This window comes from Actinomycetaceae bacterium MB13-C1-2 (assembly GCA_035621235.1).
Taxonomy (GTDB): domain Bacteria; phylum Actinomycetota; class Actinomycetes; order Actinomycetales; family Actinomycetaceae; genus Scrofimicrobium.
The window spans coordinates 1,520,494-1,541,990 of record CP141731.1 but is presented as its reverse complement, the minus strand read 5'-3'; the positions used below and the strand labels follow the sequence as shown (position 1 = coordinate 1,541,990).

Below are 21,497 nucleotides of genomic sequence, written 5' to 3'. Positions count from 1 at the left end.
CTGTATCCGAAGGTCCTCAGAGACATTGTGCTAGACATCGAGTCCGGCGGCATTTCGAATCATCGGGCTTTTGGGTTTGAACTTTTGGACAGGGACACCCCAAACAGAGGAGACCACATGAACGCAAGCGTCGGAGTCATAATGGGCTCGATTTCCGACTGGGAGACGATGAGGAACACCTGCGAGATTCTGGATCAGATGGGTGTTGCATACGAGAAGAAGGTGGTCTCGGCTCACCGCACCCCGGATGCTATGTTCGAGTACGCACAGACGGCCCGCGAGCGCGGCCTAAGGGTGATCGTTGCCGGGGCTGGTGGGGCCGCTCATCTTCCGGGCATGATCGCAGCGAAGACGACCCTTCCGGTGGTCGGAGTTCCGGTGCAAAGCCGAGCATTGAACGGTCTGGACTCTCTGCTTTCCATCGTGCAGATGCCCGCAGGCATTCCGGTTGCAACAACCGCGATCGGACGTGCGGGGGCGGTGAACGCCGGGCTTCTGGCCGCGCAGATCGTCGGGGCGTTCGATCGCGGGGTCGCGGTCAAGCTTGATGAGTATCGCACCGAGCTGCGAGCCCAGGTAGAAGAGAGCAATGAGCAACTCGGGTAGCTCCAGTTCGACCCGACCCGAGGATGAGCGCAGGCAGTCCGCCGCCGCTCGCTCAAACACGCTGTCCCCGATGCAGCAAGTGACAGCGGGCGAGGTGCCCGACCAGGCAAACGGAGAAACCGACATCCGAAGCGGACCAAACACCGACGTGCCCACGGTAACAGGCAAGAACCCAGCGACAGCGGGCGAGGTGCCCGACCACGCAAACGGAGAAACCGACATCCGAAGCGGACCAAACACCGACGTGCCCACGGTAACAGGCAACCCTTCTGCTGAGTTGGTGGCCGAGCTGCCCGGACTTCCCTCCTCCAAACCGGCGTTGCTTCCCGAGCGAACGACCATTGGGATCGTCGGCGGAGGCCAACTGGGACAAATGATGGCCGAAAGTGCCCGGGACATGGGATTCAAAACCATTATCCTCGACCCGGCCGCTGACTGCCCCGCCGCGCAGGTCGCGGATGAACAGATCGTCGCGCAGTACTCTAACGAGGACGCAATCCGCGAACTCGCAGACTCGAGCGACGTGGTCACCTACGAGTTTGAGAACGTCGATGCAGATGTCCTCGACCGAGATCCGGTCCGGGTGAAGCTCCCCCAGGGCACAGCGTCCCTTCGAGTCTCACAGGATCGCCTCGCAGAGAAGCGGTTCGTGGAACGCCTAGGGATTCCTCTTGTCGACTACCGTCCTGTGTCCTCCCGCGAGGAACTGGAACGAGCGGCCCAGGAGGTCGGATATCCGTGCGTTCTAAAGACCACCCGCGGTGGGTATGACGGCAAAGGTCAAAGAGTGTTGCGAAGTGAAGTGGACCTCGAGGATGCGGCCGCGCTCGTTCAGGACTCGCAGAACTCCGAGAGCTCCGAGCACATCGCCTGCGTTCTTGAGGCATGGGCGGCGTTCACCAAAGAGATATCGGTCCTGGTCGTCGGTGACGGCACCGGCAAGACCGTCGTATTTCCCGTGTCAGAAAACGAACACAGGAACAATATCCTCCACCTCACTACTGCGCCGGCCCGGATTCCAGGCCGGACTGCGGCGACGGCTCAAAGGTACGCGAGCACCATCGCAGAGACACTAAAGATCGTCGGGATGCTGGCTGTGGAGATGTTCGTAACTGCGGAGGGGGCGGTGCTGGTTAACGAACTGGCCCCTCGTCCGCACAATTCTGGGCACTGGACCATCGAAGGTTGCTCGGTCAGCCAGTTCGCTGAGCACATCCGGGCGGTCGCTGGAATGCCCCTAGTTGAGCCCGAACTGGTGAGCTCGGCGGTGATGATCAACGTACTGGGTCAACACCTTGAGGGCGCAACGACGCTATCGGAAACCAGACCGACCTGGGTACTCCATGACTACGGCAAGTCCGAGGCGAGACCAAACCGCAAGGTCGGGCACATAACCATCCTGGGCGATGACCCGCAGACAACCATTGATGAGATCGAACAGACGAGCGTCTGGGGCCGTCCGAGATAGTAAGGAATCTGATGCGCGTACTAGTTGTTGGACGAGGGGGACGTGAACATGTGGTTTCGCGCCATCTTGGATTGAGTGATCTTGTGGAGACGGTGTACTGCGCGCCGGGCAATCCGGGAATGATTGCAGACGGAATCGTCACGGTCGACATTAACGAGAGCGACCACAAAAGGCTGATCGAGTTCGCGAAGGCCAACGGAGTTGACTGGGCGTTCATCGGCCCGGAGGCTCCTCTGATTGCGGGGATCGTCGACGAGTTTGAAGAGGCCCGGATTCCTGCCTTCGGCCCTCATGCGAATGCCGCAGTGATCGAGGGTTCTAAGGAGTTCGCGAAAGAACTGATGTTCCGTCACGGTATTCCAACCGGCACGTACCGTTCGTTCACAGACTTCGAGGAGGCGCGAGATTACGTTCTGGGGCAAGGTGCCCCCATTGTTGTCAAGGCCGATGGGCTCGCGGCGGGCAAGGGTGTCGTTGTCGCGGTGACGATGGAGGAAGCCGTCGAGGCATTAGACTCCATGCTTCGCGCAGAGTCTTTCGGCACTGCCGGAGCAACAGTGGTGGTCGAGGAGTTCTTAGAAGGGCAGGAGTTTTCCCTGCTCGCATTCGTTCGGGGTGCCTCAGTTCACCCGATGGTGATCGCGCAGGATCATAAGCGTGCCTGGGACGATGACCGGGGCCCAAACACGGGAGGCATGGGTGCTTACTCCCCGGTTCCACAGATTCCTGAAAGCATGGTTGAGCAGGCGGTTCGAACGGTGGTCGAACCGGCGGCACGCGGCATGGTTGAGGACGGGACGCCCTTCACAGGCATCCTCTACGCGGGATTGATTGCCACGACCGAAGGGCCGAAGGTGATCGAGTTCAATGCGAGGTTCGGGGATCCGGAAGCGCAGGTGGTTCTGCCTCGTCTGAAGTCGGACCTGGCTCAGATCATTGATGATCTGTTGGCTGGGCGCGAACCAATCGTCGAGTGGGACAACGACCGGGCTGACCTCGGCGTAGTTGTCGCTGCGGAAGGCTATCCGGGAGAATACGTGAGGGGAGCAAGTATCCCCTCGTTCGATGACTCGGTGACGGTGGACTACGCCGGAGTGGCCGCTGAACAGTACGACAAGACCTCTGGTGGCTCTGCGCGGAATGGAAGCGGCGCTAGCGACTCCGCAGCAGTCGATGCTACGCCAATCGAGGTGGGTTCCGGTCCTGCATCCCCTGCAGAAGCCTCCAACTCCGGTGGTACGGGACTTGTGTCTGACGGGGGGCGGGTCTACCTGGTCAAGGCAAGCGGTCGGACGCTGCAAGAAGCACAAGACAAGGTCTATGCGGCATTGGCGAAGGTAAACACCGACGGAACCTTTTACAGAACCGACATAGGGAACAAGGCAATCAACTCCTAGGGCGTCCTCGCCTAAACCTGTGCTCAGGCGAGGACGCCCGGGAGATCCGTGGTTGCAAGGCGGAAGAAGAGGCCCTGCCGGTGGCAAAGCCGACGATGAAAACCTAGCAAACACGGATTCTCCGGTCACCACAGCGAGCAGGGATATAGGAGACACCCTAGCCAATCAAACTCGCGTTCGGAGCGCCCTAAGCACGATCCCAGGCCAGCTCCGCCCGCGTAGCACGACCGTAACCGGTGGAGCTTACCGGCACACCTGACCACCAGCATCAGCCCTCATGTGGGTGCCGTAATCTGTGGCACCCACATGGCAAAGCTAGTTCCTTCTTCTTCGCGACAGTGCAGCAGCCACCGCTCCCATAACCAGCAACAACGCCCCTCCAATGGCCACTGGTGCCGCGTTCGCACCAGTGTCTGGCAGCGCCGGGTTTGCCCCAGCATCGCCGCCAGCTCCCGGGTCAACGGGAGGATTCGGAGGCCCAGGAGGCAAAGGAGGCTGGTTTACCTCGCGCCACTGCGCAACCAGGGTCGCGTCCGCATCAGGCATAGTAAACTCAACACCCGCGTTGAACACCTGATCGTTGTACCACCAACCCGTGAACGCAAAACCATCGCGCACCGGCACATCAGTCGGCAACGTGACCAACTCACCCTCAACCAAACCAGTGATCGGATCGAAGACACCGCCCCCGGCAGCCCCACCACCAAGGTCGAACAACAAGGAGAACTCAGCCGGAGGCGGGGGTTCCACCTCGCGCCACTGGGCCACCAGAGTCACGTCCACATCAGGCATGGTGAACTCAGCACCCGGCTGATACGTCGTATCCGCGTGCAACCACCCCTCAAACTCATGCCCATCCCGAGTCGGCACATCAGAAGGCAGGTTCATCATGCTACCGGGCACGCCCACCAGCGGATCAAACACGCCCGCTCCACCATTCAGATCAAAAGTGACCGCCACCGTGCCAATAGGCACTTTTCCCCACTGGGCCACCAGGGTCACGTCCGCATCAGGCATAGTGAACTCAGCACCCGCGTTGAACACCAGATCGTTGTACCACCAACCCGCAAATGCGAAACCGTCGCGCACCGGCACAGACGCCGGCAGAGTCAGTGTCTCCCCCTCAACCAGACCAGTGATCGGATCGAAGACACCACCCCCGGCAGCCCCACCACCAAGGTCAAACGACAGAGTTAACTCAGCCGGAGGCGGGACATCCTCTTCCCACTGCGCCGTCAATGTGATCGCACCCGGCGCGCTTACCACGAACGAGTCGCCCGGATGCAACGAACCAGCTGCCCCAAGTTCACCGATCGCACCGCGCGCCTGAGCCATCACCCAATCGAGCAAACCCATTCCCGCCACGCGGGTCGTCGCCTGACTCATCTGCCAACCATCGAATGTGTACCCGATCAACTCCGGTACATCCGTCGGTAGCGTCAGCAACCTACCCACCGCGGCATTATCAATACTGCTCAGATCAGGCGCCGCGCCCGGAGACCAAGAACCACCAGTAAAGTCCAACGTCACGGGCGTCGACATTTGCCACACGTATGTGCCCGCAGCTGTCGCCGAGTTCTGGCTTCGTTCGATCAGCTCGTCACTGTCTCCGCTCCACCACGCCTCGGTGGACGAGGGATCAGGCCCGGTCCGCACCCATTTCCCCGTGTACGGCGCACCATCTGGAGCATCTCGCAAAGCGACGGTCGCCGCGAACTTCGTGTCCGCCCCCAAAGTCAGCGAAGCAAGAGACGAGGCCCCTATGAACAAGCTCTCCTGGTAATCTCCGTCCAGCACCCATCCGGACAAATCCAACGATTCAAGCGAAGAAGCACCGGAGAACATGAACTCTGTATTCGTAAAGCCCGTGGTATCCCATCCGGACAAATCCAACGATTCGAGTGAGGAAGCAAAGGAGAACATACCCCTGGGATTGGAAACCTCAGACGTGTTCACCTGACCGATCCCAGAGATGCCCCGCAGATTCTCCAGTGGGAAACCGGTGCGTGATGAGAACAGGGATTCACTATCAGCCGGCAACTTGATGCTCTCCGGGTCCTCAAACACGATCTTCTCTACGTCCCGTGGTCCAAAGCCGCTACCCACCGTGTGCCACGGCGCTTGGGATTCGGTTCCCAAAATACGTGGGTTTGCCGAGTCACCACTGCCGTAGACAGTGACCGTGCCCGAGGCTGTATCGAACTTCCACGGAGCCTCACCCCACAGTCGCAACGGCGGGTCCCACTGAGCCGTCAGAACCAAACCTGGTTCTGTCACGACAAAAGAGTCGCCCGCCGACAACGTCCCGTCCGGGTCAGCCGGATTCGGGCCCCAACTATCAAACTCAAAACCATTCAAGACCGGAACATCGACAGGCAACGTCAGCGAATCGCCCACGCCAGCACTGGCAAAGGCATCCAGGTTTGGCACTGGATCAGACCAAGCACCGTGATTTAGGTCAAGCGCGACCGGGGCCTTCTGCTGCCACACGTAGGTGCCCGCAGCATCGGTCTGGTCCTGACTTTGTAAGATCAGCTTGTCACTGCTCCCACTCCACCACGCGGTCGTGAGCGAGGGCGAGGTCTCAGTCCGCACCCACTTCCCCGTGTAGTCAGAACTGATACCACTCGGAACACCTGGCAGATCCGCACTACTCGCAAGGCGCGACGTATCCCCAAGAGTCAGTGATGACAGCTTGTCAGTCCCGAGGAACATGTAGTTCATCTCCTGCACGCTGCCGGTGTCCCAACCAGACAGGTCCAATGCCTCCAGAGACGATGCCCCATTGAACATACTGGACATGGACGCCACACTGCTGGTGTCCCATTTGTCCCCAAAAGTTAGTGATGACAGCTTGTCAGTCCCGAGGAACATGCTGTTCATCAACTCCACGTTGCCCGTGTCCCAACCAGACAGGTCTAACGCCTCCAGAGACGATGCCCCGGAGAACATGCCAGCCATAAACATCACTTCGGTGGTGTCGACCTGGCTGATCCCCTCTATCTCAGTCAGATTCGCCAAGAAATCCAGAGCCGAAATCGCACTGAACAGATAATTACTACCCACGGGGAGCTTGATTCCCTCCGGGTCCTCAAACACGATCTTCTCAATACCAGCCGGGTCCACTCTGCTGGTGTCGGCGCGGTTCCACGGCGAGGCGGGGTAACCACCCAAGGTACGCGGGTTTGCCGCGTCCCCGTAAACGAACAGAGTGCCCGAGGATGCATCGAACTTCCACGGAGCCTCGCCCCACAGTTGCAACGGCGGGTCCCACTGGGCGGTCAGAACCAGACCTGGTTCTGTCACGACGAAAGAGTCACCCGCCCCCAATGTCCGGTCCGGGTCAGCCGGGTCCGTACCCCAACTATCAAACTCAAAACCGTTCAAGACCGGAACATCGACGGGCAACGTCACCAAATCCCCAACACCCGCAACACCCAGCGCGTCAAGGTCCGGCGCGGCACCAGGCCAATCGCCGTGGTTCAGGTCCAACGTAACCGGGGCCTTTCGCTGCCAGATATAAGTGCCCGCAACCGTCGCAAGGTCCTCACTGCGCTCGATCAGTTCGTCACTGTCTCCGCTCCACCACGCCTCGGTGGACGAGGGAGCAGGCCCAGTCCGTACCCACTTGCCCGTGAAGATGTCAGTGTTGTTCACGCCGGGTAGCCCCGAGCTGGACAGCACCGTCTTCGGTCCAAGGGTCAGGGACTCTAAAGAGGACGCATCCTCGAACATGTTCCATTTGCTCGCACCAGTGGTATCCCAGTTCGACAAGTCCAAGGACTCCAATGCCGAAGCACCCCGGAATAAGTGGTCCATGTTAGTGACCTGGGCGGTCTCCCAAGTGGAGACATCCAGTGACGTGAGGCTTGCCGTGTCCCGAAACAGGTTACTCATATCGTCCACACCGCTGGTTTCCCACCCGGACAAGTCAAGCGATTCAAGAGATTCAGCGCCCCAAAACATGCCCCACATCAATGTCACACCCGAAGTGTTCACTTCAGAAATTCCCTCAATCCGCGTCAGATTAACGGGTTCGTCACCGTAACCATTGGAGGAAAACAAGAGACCGCTCTCGGCTGGAAATGCGATGCCCGTCGGGTTCTCAAGAATGATCGTTTTGATGTCAGCGGGAGGCACGCTGCCTGTCTCCCACGGGGACGCATAATACCGGCCCAAAGTGCGCGGGTTCGCCGGGTCGTCGCTGCCGTAGACCGTCAGCGTGCCCGTGGCCGCGTCAAACTGCCACGGAGCTTCGCCCCACAGTTGCAGGGCAGAGCTCCACTTGGCATCCATCACCAAGCCCGTTTCAGTTACCACAAACGAAACACCGGGCGTGGCTAACATCGTTCCTTCGAGGACTTCACCCTGCCACCATTTGAAGGCATTACTTCCGAAGACTTCCGGGTCCAGTGTCGGGGCCTGCGTCGGCATCGTCACCCGGTCACCGACGGCGGCGTCGGCGAGAGCTAAGAGGTCCGCCTCCAGTGCCGCTTACATATCTGGCCACTCACCGTAGTTCAGGTCCAGCGTGACTGGGGCCTTCTTCTGCCAGACATAAGTGCCCGCCGCCTCCGCCGGGTTTTGACTGCGGGATTCCAATTCGGTGCTGGTACCCCGCCACCACGCCTCGGTGGACGAGGGATCAGGCCCCGTACGAACCCAGTTCCCCGTGTGATCCCCTGTGCTCGAAGCGTCGGGTAGACCCGAATTGGTCTGCACCGTCTTCGGCCCAAGCGTCAGAGACTCGAGTGACGATGTTCCGCTCAGCATTCCGGTCCGGTTCGCCCCGGTCGTGTCCCAGTTCGACAGGTCCAAGGACTTCAGTGATGAGGCACCGTTGAACGTGTTCTGCATGCTCGTGACGCCAGCGGTGTTCCAGCTTCCCAAACCCGCTATTGACTCCAACACCGGCGTGTAGGAGAAAGTACCGGCTATGCTCTGGACCTTCTCCGTATTCCAATCCGTGAGGTTCAAGGTTTTGAGCGCAGACATGTAGCTGAACGTGTTTACTAAGTACTCAACTTCGCCCGTGTCCCACCCGGACAAGTCCAGGGAAGTCAGAGATGCGCCGTACATAAACATGTAGGCCATGTTTGTCACAGCAGAAGTGTCTACCTGACCGATCCCCTCGATCTCGCTCAGGTTGGACATCGGACCGGGCACCCAGGGGTCTGTACCAGCGGTGAAGAGACGTCGACTGTCGGCTGGGAACTTGATGCCCGTCGGGTCCTCGAACACGATTTTCTTGATACCAGCCGGGTCCACTTGGCTGCCGTCCGCGCGGTTCCACGGCGAGGCGGTGTAGCCACCCAGCACGCGCGGGTTCGCCGGATCATCGTTGCCATAGACGGTGAGCGTGCCTGTGGCCGCGTCAAACTGCCACGGAGCGTCGCCCCACGATGGGGTCCACTGCGCCTTCAGGGTGGCACCGCCGCTTAGCATGGTGAACTCGCCCCCCGGCTGATAAGTGGTGGCCGTGCCCTCATGCAACCAACCATCGAAGATGAACACCCCGCCGCGCGTTGGCACCTGTGCCGGGATAGTCAGATTTTGGCCGACCGTACCCTCTTGGGCCGCGAATGCGGACGAGGGGGTGCCTCCATCAAGATCAAACACCAGCTCAAAGGTGGTGTCCGCCCAGGTCGCGACCAACTCCAGTCCCGACTCGGTGACGATAAAATCGGCCGAGACGGGCACAGGAGCGTTGCCCGGCACACTGAGTTCCCACCCAAGGAAGTCATGGTCAGCCCAAACCGGGTCCCGATCAGGCAGCGACACCAGGGTACCCACTGCGGCCTGGGACAACGGATCCAAGTTAGTCGGATTGTCCTCCGCCTTCCAATCGCCGGAGCCCAAGTCCACCCCCACTTGGACTTTCTCCTGCCAAACGTAGGTACCCGCCGCGGTCATCGGGTCTTGGCTACGAGTCAACAAGGCTGCGCTCGTCCCGCTCCACCACGCCTCGGTGGACGAAGGCGCAGGCCCAGTCCGCACCCACTTCCCCGTGTGTGGGCCCCCCTGCGACAGGCTGGGTAGCCCCGAGTCGCTCAGGTCTGTCTTCGGCCCCAGTGTCAGGGACTCTAGAGACGAAGTGTCGTAAAGCATCACAAACGTGTTTAAGTTGGACATGGCAGTCGTGTCCCAGCTCGACAAGTCCAAGGACTTCAGCGCTGAGGCGCTATAGAACATGAACGACGCATTCGTCACTTTGCGGGTGTCCCAGCCGCCCGTGCCTGCAATCGACTCGAGCGACCGGGCGTACGAGAACATCCGGCTCATGTCGCGGACCTCGTCGGTTTGCCAGCCCGTAAGGTCCAAGGATCGGAGCGCAGCAGCGTTCTGGAACATCTGACTCATGTCCTGGACCTGGCCGGTTTGCCATCCGGACAAATCCAGTGACTCAAGGGATTGCGCGCCAAAGAACATCTGCGACATGTCGGTGGCATCAGACGTATCCACACCGGCAAGTCCGGAAATACTCTTCAGGTTCGTAAGCCCGGTGGTCGCGCCGAGAATGTAGACAGCGAACAGCTTCGAGCTGTTGACTGGGAACTTGATGCCCGTCGGGTTCTCGAACACGATCTTCTCAACGGCGTCAGGGTCAACTCTGTTGGTGTCCGTACGGTTCCAGGGGGAGGCGGTGTAGCCACCCAGAACGCGCGGGTTCGCCGGGTCATCGCTGCCGTAGACGGTGAGCGTGCCCGAGGCCGTGTCGAACTGCCACGGCGCCTCACCCCACAGTTGCAGTTCGGAGGTCCACGATGCCTTCAGCGTCACGCCCGGCTGGGGCACCACAAACTGGAAACCGGGTGACACGGTGAGGTGGTCTCCGCTGACGGCTCCCTTCCACTTATCAAAGGCGTTGTTCCCGAACTTCGCTGGGTCCAAGACGGGAGCTACATTCGGAAGTTTCACGACCTCGCCGACGGCGGCGTCGCCGAGAGCTGTGAGCTCCGCCTCCCAGGCAGCCTCCATGTCGGGCCACTTGCCGTAATTCAGGTCCAGGGTGACGGGGGCCTTCTGCTGCCAAACGTAAGTACCAGCCGAGTCATCCGCGCCCGCACTGAAGGTCGCCAGGCCGTCACCGGTGCCGCTCCACCACGGGATCGCAGGATAACCCCATAGCTGGCCCAGGCGCACCCATTTGCCGGTGTAACCCTCAGCATTTGAAGCATTGGGCAAAAACGAGCCGCTCAGATCTGTTTTGGGGCCCAGAGTGAGGGATGCCAGAGAGGACGCATCCGAGAACATGGCCCATCTGCCCGCGTTGGCTGTGTCCCAACTCGACAAATCCAGCGATTCGATCGAAATCGCAGAGTTAAACATCAAGTCCATGTTGGTGACCTGACGGGTGTCCCATGCCTCAATGCCGACAATCGACTCAAGTGCGTTAGTGCTGGCGAACATGCGAGTCATACCCTCAACAGCGCCGGTCTGCCAACCGGAGAGGTCCAACGACCTCAGCGACTCCGCACCGAGAAACATCCTGGACATGTTGGTGACGCCGGACGTGTCCACGCCGGTGAGCCCAGAAATGCCCACCAGATTCGCCAGACCAGAGGTAATGAAACCGTCGGAGACGGCAAAAAGCGCCGAGCTGTTCACCGGGAACTTGATGGCACCGGGCGTTCCTGTCTCGAAGACAATCTGCTCGACATCCGCTGGCGCCACCGACCCCCCGTTCCACGGCGCGGTGGAGTAACCGCCAAGGGTCGCAGTCAACCCGGGAGGTGGAGCGTGAAGAGTCAGAGTCTTTGGACTCCGGGAGCCATCAAAACTCCAGTCCACTTGGCCCCATGATCCCATGTCCGTGTAGGCGGGAACCGGGGCGTCCCCATCCGCCCCAATCGGCGTGGGAGACTGCGACTGGGTACCGAGCAGTGCGGGGTCATCCTCCTCAAGACTCTGCAAACCATCGGCGCCGTCCTCGTCCGTATCGAACGCGCTCGCGCCTTCATCAGAGCGCTCACCTGGGTCTTCCTCCACCCCATCTCCAAGGGCAGGAGGGTCGGTGGGCAGCGTCCCCTCGTCCAACTCTGCGGTGGACGGCGTCTGCTCGCTAGTGCCCTGGGCCGTATCTTCAGCGACCGAGCTGAGCGCCGGGGGAACCTCACCCTCACCGAAATCAGCGGCGTCGCCACTCAAGGAGACACCACGGGCTTGACCCGGCCCAACTTCCGAGGCATCCGCGTTCACAGTAGCAACGGAACCAGCGGCGTCGCCGCTCATAGGCGCACGTCGGCTCGTGCTGGCTTCGTTCGCTGCGACATCTGCGGTTGCGGTAGTGACGGAACGGGCGGGGCCCCCGCTGGGTGCTTCTCCCGACGATTCTGCCGCGACGGCAGCCCCGCCGAAATTAAGCGTGAAAGCTACCGCAATTGCGGTCGCACTGGCAAGTACTCTGTTCATCGCGTGTCTCCCGGTCGGAACCGGCGTAGCGTCCTACGCCGGAGTAGCCCGCCCCCACGCAAGGCATCATTGCCAGGACAGCGGATCGACGCACGGATGGGCTGTAAGAAACAGTGTATTGCGACCTTAGCGTGCCCCAGTAGGACCAACGACAGGATGTGGAAAACAACGCGGTCGCGACACTGCTTATTTAGAGCCCAATATAGAAGACTTGTGTATGAGGACTTTTCAGGAGTCGTAGCCTCCAGTCCTCGAACGGGCGCACATCGACGATGCATTGATTGAAAGGACCGTTTCGCAATGAAGACACTACTTAACATCATCTGGGTGATCTTTGCGGGGTGGGAACTTTTTCTCGCCTATGTCTTCGCTGGGGTCATTGCCTGCATCTTTATCGTCACGATTCCAGTTGGTGTGGCGTCCTTCCGGATTGCCGGTTACATCATTTGGCCGTTCGGGCGTGAAGTAGTGAAACAACCGGGTGCCGGAGTCGGCTCGTCCTTGATGAACGGCCTTTGGTTCATCATCGCCGGGTGGTGGCTGGCGCTGGGCCACATCATTACTGGGATTGGCCTCGCAATAACCATCATTGGGATTCCACTGGCGGTGGCAAACTTCAAGCTGATCCCAGTAACTTGCTTCCCGTACGGGAAGATGGTGGTGGACGAGCCGCGAGCGGCGGCCTTTCCAGGCTAGGTCTACCTCGCCTTCACTTGAAAATATCCTGGTGAGTCCCCGTGCGTAGCAAAACTGCTACACCACCATCGACTTGCCACACAAGCAACCAATCCCCGGCGTTGGCGATATGACACTCGTTGGCATCGGCCCAGGCTCCTTTGAGTTGATGCATTCGATGGTGTCTACGAAGCTCGCTTAGCGATTCCTCACTATCGACCTCAATTAGCCGAATGACATTCCGTAACTCTGCAAGATTTGCTCTCTTCTTAGCTAATCGCTTCACGTCCTTCTCAAAGCGCGACGTGTATTCAAGCAGTAGCACTTTAGGTATCCCTGATTCCGAGAGCCTCAAGTAATTCTTCGGATTCACCGAAACGGGAACGCCCCGCCGCAAGGATCACCTTGGCCTCCTCCAAGGACTCGACAGAGCGCGCATTCGGTTCCTCGTAACTCAAGTTGAGTGGAATCCGATTCTCACGAATCATCTGTCTGTAGAAGGCGCGAGTCACAGAAGAGAGGTCAAACCCGAAATCAGATGCGATGCGATTGGCTTCGGCTTTCGTTTGTTCATCGACACGAATGGTTATGGATGACATTTCTCCTCCTTGTAATACATTTATTACGATATGTCTTACATCGTTCTGTCGCAAGGTACGTCCGGTGATTTTTGGGCGACATCTGGTTTGGACAGAGCATTCCTAAGCCATGTATCGTCCCCTTCACAGCTCATTGGCCAAGGCGTTGGCGTGAAACCTCCTCAAGGGTGTGCGTCACCACCCGAACGCAGGAGTTTAGGATCGGAAGACCGCGCATTCGCCGCAGGTCCTCAATCGGATTATCCCGAACGTTCTTACCCATTAGCTCAAAGATGCCACCCAGGGCGAACTGATAGGTATACGCGGCCTCTTCACTCAGATCGGCGCGATCAAGCGAAAAGACCTCAAGCCACACATCGACCACGGCCTCTTTGAGCATGTCGCGAAGCTCAACGGTGGAGTTGGGTCCTATTACTGCAAGCACACTGAGCATTTTCGTGTAGCCGTCCCGAGTGGCGAGAAGACGATCAAACGGCTCCGAGTCGAGTGCGAAGCCGGACGCCAACGCGCGTGGAATCTCTGGGATAAGGAGGTTCTCAACCGCACTACGAGCCAGCTCTGTGAGATTGGAGTAGTGGTAGTAGAAGGAGTTGCGGTTGACGGCGGCCGTTGTAACCACCATTCGAACAGTAATCTTCTCAAACGATATCTGTTGCAATAGCTCGAAGAACGCCTCCTCCATCCGCGTGGTTGCAGACGGACCCGCATCCTTTGGTGGACGACCCACGATGCCTCCCTCCAGTGGATAACCAGTCACCTTCACGGAACGTGTCTGTTTTTATTGCACACGGTGCCCAATATCCTAAACCAGGATAATTCATTGCTATTACAAATTAGGAAGGCCTGGAATGTTCGAAAAGCTTGGAGCGAAGAAGTTCGCTGTTCCAGCACTCATGGTGTTATTGATCGGGTGCGTTATGGCTTTGATCTTCTATCCCATCCTCAATATGAAGCCCCAAGAACTACCGTTCGCCATTGTCTCTTTGGACGAAGGCGCCGAGACTCCAGCCGGCGACATGAATGCTGGTGAAATGATGGTCACCGGACTCACCACCGCCGAAACTCCCGACGGTGAGACCGCTCCAATCAGCTGGGAGTTGATGTCCAGTCAGGCCGACCTGGATGCGGCGCTCGAGAACAACGACTACTACGGAGCGCTTGTTATCCCTGCCGACTTCACCGAGAAACAGATGCTGGCACAGGCCGGTCAGGGCGAAGCCCCAGTCGTTAGCGTCGTCCTCGACAACGCAAAGTCACCCATGGTCGCAAACCAGATGCAGGCTTCAATCGGAGCGATGCTCGCGCAGATGGATTTGAATGCTGATGTGCAGATAATCCACACCGGTAATTCCGACGCGGACGCCGCCTCGCCCCTTACCAACATGATGAGCCAGAACATCGCAGTGATGCCGTTGATGATCATGTCCATGATTGGCGGAATCGTTATTTCCCGTATTCTCCCGCGAACCACCGCAGCGTCAACCTCAGGGCGCTTCGCAAACCTGGGAAAGCAGTTGGGTTATGCAGCTGGCCTCTCTCTTCTTATCTCACTAGCCGCGGTAATCCTGATTAACACCCTGGTCCACGCTGGAGCTCCCTTCCTGGTCACGACCGTGTTCCTCTGGTTCGCGAGTTTCGCGGTAATGAGTTTGTTCCTGGGGGCGTTTGACATCGCTGTTCCACTGGGCGCTCTCGCGGTTCTTCTGGTGCTGTTCTGCGGCATGATGACCGCCGTTCTCCCCGCAGAAATGCTTCCACCGTTCTGGGCCAACTGGATTGTGCCGTGGGTCCCCCAGCCGTTCATCGCGCAGGGCATCCGCGACATTCTCTACATGGGCGCGGGCCTGATGCCGCGTGGTACCGGAGGCCTGCTCATCATCGGTGGCGTTGGCCTTCTCCTCGCAATAGCAGCGGCGTTCATTCCGAGCCGCGCAAAAAACACTGTCGAGGCAGTCGCCGCGTAGTCGTTCGTTTAGACCGCCAGCCCTTGCCATAATCCGGGGTGTCAACGTTGGTTTGTTCGTTGAGACCCCGGGTTCTGGCGGGTTAGCCAACTGTTCTCGACGATAATGGACTCTCGTGCATAGTGAACGCGCATTTCTTGAAGGGCCCCAGGAACGACTGCTGAAGTGGTTGGCGGTTGGCCTTATCTCTCTGGTCGCGTTTGAAGCCTTGGCCGTTGCAACTGCCATGCCCACCGTGGTCCGGTCGCTGGAGGGGCAAAATCTCTATGCCCTAGCTATGGGAATCACTATGGCGACCCAGCTGATTGCAACCGCTCTAGCTGGCCCATGGTCGGACACCCGTAGCCCTCAGTCATGCCTTTATGCGGGAGTCGCACTCTTTGTCCTGGGACTAACCATCTGCACCCTATCTCCGTCCATGTACATCTTCGTCCTAGGCCGTGGCATTCAGGGATTCGGTGGCGGTCTATCGATGGTTCCGCTCTACACGATCATTGGCAACCACGTGCATCCGAGTCGGCAACCTCCATTTTTCGCGGCATTTGCCGCCGCATGGGTCTTGCCCGCACTTATTGGTCCCGGTATCGCAGGACTGGTCGTTCAGTACGCCAGTTGGCGCTTGATCTTCGGGTTCGTCCCGGTAGTCTTCCTGCTCGCAGTCCCGGTTCTAGTGAAAGTCACCTCCGCACTTCCCCGAACAGAACCAGCGGAGTCCGAGGGCTCCACCAAACGCAGAATGCTCCTCGCAATCGGTGCCGGCATCTCAGTCGCACTTCTCCAAGTCATGTCAGGCACTGAGCCGGACTCGTTCACTCCCCCGATCTTCCTTGTCATCGCAGTTTCCGCAGTCTTGACATTCGCGTTCATGAAGCCGCTTCTGCCGGTCGGGACGTTTAGCGCGAGACGAGGACTCCCCTCCACCGTTCTACTACGCGGACTAGCCAATGGGGCCTTTATCGGCGTCGAGACCTTCCTCCCGTTGCTTCTTCAGCTGGTGCATGGCTGGGAACCCGCGGGAGCTGGCCTCGTACTCACCGTAGGTTCGATCACCTGGGCTATCGGCTCTGCGGTATCCGGGCGCATCGCGGACCGGGAAGTGCGCGCCAAGCTACCTGTGGTGGGAACCGTGATCCAACTCGTTGGCTCCGTGGTCACCTTCGCGGGTGTGTTCGAGGGCGTCCCCGGCGCTGTCATCATTATCGGCTGGACCATCACCGGGCTTGGGATCGGACTGGTCTACCCGACAATGACCGTCCACGCTCTCGCGATGACGAGGACCAAGAACAAAGGGAAGACCTCGTCCGCCCTTCAAATGGCAGACACGCTTGGGGCGGCGTTCTGTGTGGCAGCAGCGGGGATCGCTTACGCGCTGGTGCTGCCGAACCTCTCCCCTGCGTTCGCAGCCGCAGTTGGGCTGATGATTGTCATCCTGGTGATGGCAGTGCCGATTGCCAGGAGGACTAGGCCGTATCCCGGTTCGGACGAGGAAGTGCAACTTTTGGAGAGCGAGCAGCTATAGTCTCGTCACGGCGACAAAGGACACTCCCCGGCGATGCGCCAGAGAGATCATCAGTTCTTGTACTGCGCTAAGACGCGGCCGTCGAGCAAATCCTTCTGCCACAAGCGACACACCGAGTTCGAGGCCGACTTTGCAGCCTAGACACAGCAAACCAGGCACGACTCGCAGCAATGAAGTAAGCTCGATTTCCCATCTCTTTGGGACGGTGGCCCCAGCCAGTGTCGACGGCCGCCAATCAGTTGAATAGCGACGCAGGAAAACCACCTGCGTTTGAAGGAGACGAAATGCGATTGATCTCGCGACTGTCTCTAGTGCTCGCATCTGCGGTAATGGCAGGGACCACCCTTGCCGCTCCGCTAGCGAACGCTACGGACAGTGACCCCATTAATTCAGATCCGCCGAATCCAATAGCGCTCAGTGACGAGGGAGGAGCATCAGAGTCTGGTGCGGCACTCGATTCCCTCAAAAATGAAGCCGGAGCGTCAGATGACGTGACGTCCGAGGACGTACTGCCTGGCTCCGGTGACAAGCAGTCTGGGCCCACTCTCGACGAGCCACAATCAGATGATCCCGCAGTCAGCGCTCTTGCCCTGGGACTCTTCGCGGTTGACCATCCCGTGAGTGCCGCGCGTGAAGCCACCGCAGGAGAAAATGTCGAGGCCGAGGGCTGGGTTACCGCAACCTACCCCACTGGCAACCTGAACGGGTACGTAATCCAGACGGCCGGCAGCGGCGGAGCATGTGATTTCGCCAAGACCTCGGAAGCGATATTCGTCTTCCTAGGAGCGGGCAAACCGGCTAGCGACTATCCGGCCATCGGCGACTACGTGAACGTTACGGGCACGCGCGCTGCTTACCAGGGACTTGAGCAGATCTCTAGCCCGGTAACGACCAAGATCACTGATACCACCGGGATCGCTCCGGCTGAGCCACTGACCTGCGAATGGCCGGGAACCGAGATCGAGCGTCAGGCCATTCAGTCGATGCTTTTCATCCCGAGTGGCGACCTCGCAGTTACCAACAACTACGACGCGAACTCGTATGGATCGCTCACCATCTCAACTACCGGCAAGCCGCTACAGCAGCCAACTGATGTCGCGCCCGAGGACTCAGATCTTTACAACGCGACCGTCGCATTGAATGATGCCTCGAAGTTCATTCTCGATGATGGTTCCTCGATGCGTTTCGCTGGCGCGGGCGGTGCCAACATCGGCAACCAGAAACTGACGCCTCCCTACGTGTTCAATGACGGACGCACCGCCGTTGGCGCAAAGGTAACCTTCACCAAGCCGGTGATCGTTGACTATCGGAACAACTCCTGGACGCTCAACACGACGACTCAGATCACTCCGGCCGACGCACTGGATGACGACGCTTACCCGGCGACCTTTACCGCGAGCGCTCCCGGCGCTCCGACGCTTGAGTCGCTTGGTAATCCGGATGTCGTGGTCGGTGGCTTCAACCTTGAGAACTACTTCCCAATCAACCAGGGTGGCAACTGGAAGGTGGCCTGCACCAGCTACAACGACAATGACGGAAACCCGATCACAACCAACCGCTGCCCCGACTACACCGAGAACGGGGTAACCGTAACGGGTCCGCGCGGTGCATGGGACAAGGCAAACCTTGATCGTCAAACCGCAAAACTGGTGCCCGCTATCAACAACCTTGATGCCTCAGTTCTGGGGATCATGGAACTGGAGAACAGCTACAAGCTCTCCTTCGGCGATAAGGATCAGGCTGGAGCCTCAGCAGCGTACCTAGTCGATCAGCTAAACGCTGCAGCCGGTTACGCAAAGTGGGACTACATTGTTCCGGACGTTGACAACGCCGAGCCCATCAACCAGCAAGATGTCATGTATCCCGGCATCATCTACCAGCCCGAAGATGTCACTCCTATCGGTGACAACCTGATTCTGAATGACCAGTCGGGCGAGGGTGAGGCATTCGGCAATGCCCGCGCTCCGTTCGGTCAGGCATTTGAACCGGCGGGAGGCGGAGAGCCCTTCTTCTTCGTTGCCAACCACTTCAAGTCGAAGAGCTGTTCCACGGGAATGACCGGCGGGGCACAGGGTTGCTTCAACGAAGACCGCACCAACCAGGCAAATGCACTCGCGGCGTGGATCGAGGTTGTCCTTCCAGAACTATCTGCCAACACAGGAAAGACCGTGGAGGACGTGGTTCTGGTTGGAGACTTCAACGCATACACGTTCGAAGATCCGATGTTGGCCTTCTATGAGGCTGGCTACGCCAACGTAAACGTCGAGAACGGAACGCCGGTTCAGTCCTCGTACAACTACGGCGGAATGGACGGGTCACTGGACCACGTCATTATTTCCGAGTCTGCACTCGACCGCGCCACCGGGCACGCGATCTGGGACATCAACGGTTCGCAGTCCATTGCCTACAACTACAGTCGCTTCAACGCGACCGGCGGCGAGTTCGTGCAGGGCCTTGCGGACACTCCGCTCCGTTCCTCCGATCACTCCCCGGCCGTTGTCGGTTTCAAGGCCGACACCACGGTGCCGGAGTCATCCGTGATCCAGCTGTTGAACATCAACGACTTCCACGGTCGGATCGACGGAAAGCTCGGCGACGGTGAGAAGAACTGCGCCGCCCCGGAGTTGGACACGCGTCCGCTTACCTCGTCAGACACGATGAATTTCGCGTACACCATCGAGAAGTTGAAGGCTGACGGTGACGTTGATGGAACTCTGTTCCTCTCTGCCGGTGACAACATCGGTGCCTCGCTGTTTGCTTCCGCGGTTCAGAAAGACAAGCCAACCATCGAACTGCTGAAAGCCCTGGGGCTAGAAGCGTCAGCCGTGGGCAACCACGAGTTCGACGGAGGCAAGGCTTGGATCAATGAAGTAAACGGCTGGATTGGTGGGGCATTCCCGTACTTGGCAGCCAACGTGATCGATGATGCGACCGGTCAGGTCGCGGCTCCCTTCAAGTCATCCGCGACCTTCGATGTCGCAGGCAAGAAGGTGGCGGTCATCGGCGCGGTGACGCAGGAAACTCCGACCCTGGTTTCGCCTGAAGGTGTTGCCGGATACTCCTTCACCGATCCGGTTGAGGCAGTGAACGCAGAGGTAACGCGCCTCATGGGCCTTGACGAATCAGAACGTCCTGACGTGATCGTTGCCGAGTACCATGATGGAGCCGCTGAAGGAAAGGGATCGACTCTTGAAGCCGAACTCGCGTCCTCGCCCTCCTTCAAGAAACTCGTTGAGCAGACCTCCGCTGACGTGGACGTGATCTTCACGGGTCACACCCACAAGGAGTATGCGTGGGAGGCTCCGTACGGTGACGAGGGCAAGACACGCCCTGTCGTGCAGACCGGTTCCTACGGCCAGAACATTGGCCGCGTGGTGCTGAGTATCGACAACGCCACCGGCGCAGTATCCGCCGAAGTTGTTGAGAACGTCGCAACCGCGGAAGTCGCAGCAGACGGCAACTGGAACGCCGATCTCAATGATGGCAAGGGCGGATGGCAAATCCAGGACATAAGTGTCCTGGAGGGATTCAACGCAGCCACGGAAGAGGCCTACGTCATCATCCGTGACGCCGTTCGCCTTGCGGATTGTGAGGGCGGCAAGGTCACGGGCCGACTCTCTGCTGATGTCTCTCGGGCTTACACCTCGTGCACCTACACGGACGGTAAAGCGGTACTGGGGTCGGACGCCAAGGAAGACCGCGGCGGAGCATCGCCCCTGGGCACCCTCGTGTCGAACATGCTACGTTCTGAACTCGGTAAGCTACCGGGCGGAGTCGACCTGGGTGTGACAAATCCTGGTGGTCTGCGTACGGACATGGCTGCCGGAGACGTGACTGTCGCTCAGGCTCGTGCGGTGCTGCCGTTCAACAACGAGTTGTCTATCGTCACCATGACCGGCGATCAGATATACACGATGCTTGAGCAGCAGTGGCAGCGCGGTGCGGATGGCACTGTCCCATCCCGCCCGTTCCTGTACCTTGGCCTGTCTGACAACGTTCGCTACACGTACCACGAGGTATCGGATCCGGCGAACGAGGGCGCGGTTAAGGGTGTTGTCGACACCGTGTTCATTGACGGAAAGCTCATTGATAAAGCCGCTGAGTACCGCGTTGGGACGTTCACGTTCCTGGCGGCGGGCGGAGACAACTTCTGGGTCTTCCAGGATGCGCCGAATATCAACACCGGCTTGCTTGACTATGAACAGTGGCTCGCATACCTCGCTTCTGAGTCCGGAGTTGAGGGAATCGCCCCGAACTTCGTCAAGCAGGGAATCAAGGTTGACCTTGATCCAGCAGACGGAGCGGTGAAGGCGGGCGAATCGCTGAAGGCCACCTACTCGGAACTCAACATCTGTGCCATCGGAGCTCCCGAGAACACCGATGCCACTTTGGATGTCACGGGACCCTTCGGCGTGTCGTCCTCCACCGAGAAGGTTACAGACGGCGCGGTTACGTTCACGGTTCCTATGCCTGTGGACGTGAAGTCGGGTGAACTCGTGCTAGACATGACTGCCCTACCAAGTGACAGCTTGGCAACCAGTTACGGCACCGTTACCGCGGGGACGACCCCCGGACCCGATCCGAAACCGGGCACGGACGGCAAGCTCCCCGATACGGGCGCTTCCGTTCTATGGTTCCTGATAGCTGGTCTTGGCCTCACGGCCGCAGGAACCGGGATCGCGGTGAAGTCACGGCGCGAGAACGGCGGCCAGGCATAGCCTGACCGAATCACAAAAATCGGCACAAGGCCGACTACAGGTCTGGCCCCTGTGGCTCCTCGAAGTGAGGGGCTACAGGGGCCGGCTTGTTTGTAGCATCGGCGCGTGCGCTCAAGCCACCTATCTTGACCGTTCCGTC

General features: G+C 59.2%; 12 protein-coding genes. 7 read left to right on the top strand and 5 right to left on the bottom strand.

Features of this window, described 5'->3' with window-relative positions; all coding sequences use genetic code 11:
• Nucleotides 1-117: 117 nt before the first annotated feature.
• Genes purE through purD form a run of 3 tightly spaced genes read left to right on the top strand, consistent with a single transcriptional unit; the run spans nt 118 to nt 3,471 of the window.
• A complete protein-coding gene (purE, locus tag U6G28_06755) occupies nt 118-606 on the top strand; it encodes a 5-(carboxyamino)imidazole ribonucleotide mutase (GenBank protein WRS31211.1) in 489 nt (162 codons plus the stop codon).
• Nucleotides 590-2,074: a 5-(carboxyamino)imidazole ribonucleotide synthase gene (gene purK / locus U6G28_06750; protein WRS29233.1), complete on the top strand. Its 1,485-nt coding sequence runs from the start codon at nt 590-592 to the stop codon at nt 2,072-2,074. Before purE ends, purK begins: the two co-directional genes overlap by 17 nt.
• Nucleotides 2,075-2,085: 11 nt before the next feature.
• Nucleotides 2,086-3,471, top strand: a complete 1,386-nt coding sequence (purD, locus tag U6G28_06745; protein WRS29232.1) for a phosphoribosylamine--glycine ligase — start codon at nt 2,086-2,088, stop codon at nt 3,469-3,471.
• Nucleotides 3,472-3,786: 315 nt separating this feature from the next.
• On the opposite strand, the gene U6G28_06740 is transcribed toward purD, so the two are convergent.
• Both U6G28_06740 and U6G28_06735 read right to left on the bottom strand, forming a co-directional pair.
• On the bottom strand, nt 3,787-7,905 hold the full coding sequence (locus U6G28_06740) for a BspA family leucine-rich repeat surface protein (GenBank protein WRS31210.1): 4,119 nt from the start codon (nt 7,903-7,905) through the stop codon (nt 3,787-3,789).
• 60 nt (nt 7,906-7,965) lie between these two features.
• On the bottom strand, nt 7,966-11,883 hold the full coding sequence (locus tag U6G28_06735) for a BspA family leucine-rich repeat surface protein (GenBank protein ID WRS29231.1): 3,918 nt from the start codon (nt 11,881-11,883) through the stop codon (nt 7,966-7,968).
• A 300-nt stretch (nt 11,884-12,183) separates the two neighbouring features.
• Between U6G28_06735 and U6G28_06730 the strand changes: the two genes are divergently transcribed.
• Nucleotides 12,184-12,579, top strand: coding sequence for a YccF domain-containing protein (locus U6G28_06730; protein WRS29230.1), 396 nt, complete (start codon nt 12,184-12,186; stop codon nt 12,577-12,579).
• A gap of 13 nt (nt 12,580-12,592) precedes the next feature.
• Here the strand turns inward: U6G28_06730 and U6G28_06725 are convergent, their stop codons facing one another.
• The 3 genes from U6G28_06725 to U6G28_06715 form a co-directional block, all read right to left on the bottom strand.
• Nucleotides 12,593-12,883 (bottom strand): type II toxin-antitoxin system YafQ family toxin, encoded by a 291-nt coding sequence (locus tag U6G28_06725; protein ID WRS29229.1) that lies wholly within the window; start codon nt 12,881-12,883, stop codon nt 12,593-12,595.
• 1 nt (nt 12,884) lies between these two features.
• Nucleotides 12,885-13,157 carry a type II toxin-antitoxin system RelB/DinJ family antitoxin gene (locus tag U6G28_06720; GenBank protein ID WRS29228.1) on the bottom strand — a complete coding sequence of 91 codons (273 nt, stop codon included), beginning with the start codon at nt 13,155-13,157 and terminating at the stop codon, nt 12,885-12,887.
• A gap of 130 nt (nt 13,158-13,287) precedes the next feature.
• Entirely contained in the window at nt 13,288-13,884 is a 597-nt protein-coding gene (locus U6G28_06715; GenBank protein WRS29227.1) for a TetR/AcrR family transcriptional regulator, read from the bottom strand.
• A 121-nt stretch (nt 13,885-14,005) separates the two neighbouring features.
• Between U6G28_06715 and U6G28_06710 the strand changes: the two genes are divergently transcribed.
• From U6G28_06710 to U6G28_06700, 3 genes are all read left to right on the top strand, one after another.
• Complete coding sequence (locus tag U6G28_06710) at nt 14,006-15,121, top strand: ABC transporter permease (GenBank protein WRS29226.1); 1,116 nt, start codon at nt 14,006-14,008, stop codon at nt 15,119-15,121.
• A 115-nt stretch (nt 15,122-15,236) separates the two neighbouring features.
• Nucleotides 15,237-16,640: an MFS transporter gene (locus U6G28_06705; GenBank protein ID WRS29225.1), complete on the top strand. Its 1,404-nt coding sequence runs from the start codon at nt 15,237-15,239 to the stop codon at nt 16,638-16,640.
• A 284-nt stretch (nt 16,641-16,924) separates the two neighbouring features.
• On the top strand, nt 16,925-21,358 hold the full coding sequence (locus tag U6G28_06700; GenBank protein ID WRS29224.1) for an ExeM/NucH family extracellular endonuclease: 4,434 nt from the start codon (nt 16,925-16,927) through the stop codon (nt 21,356-21,358).
• Nucleotides 21,359-21,497: the final 139 nt, after the last annotated feature.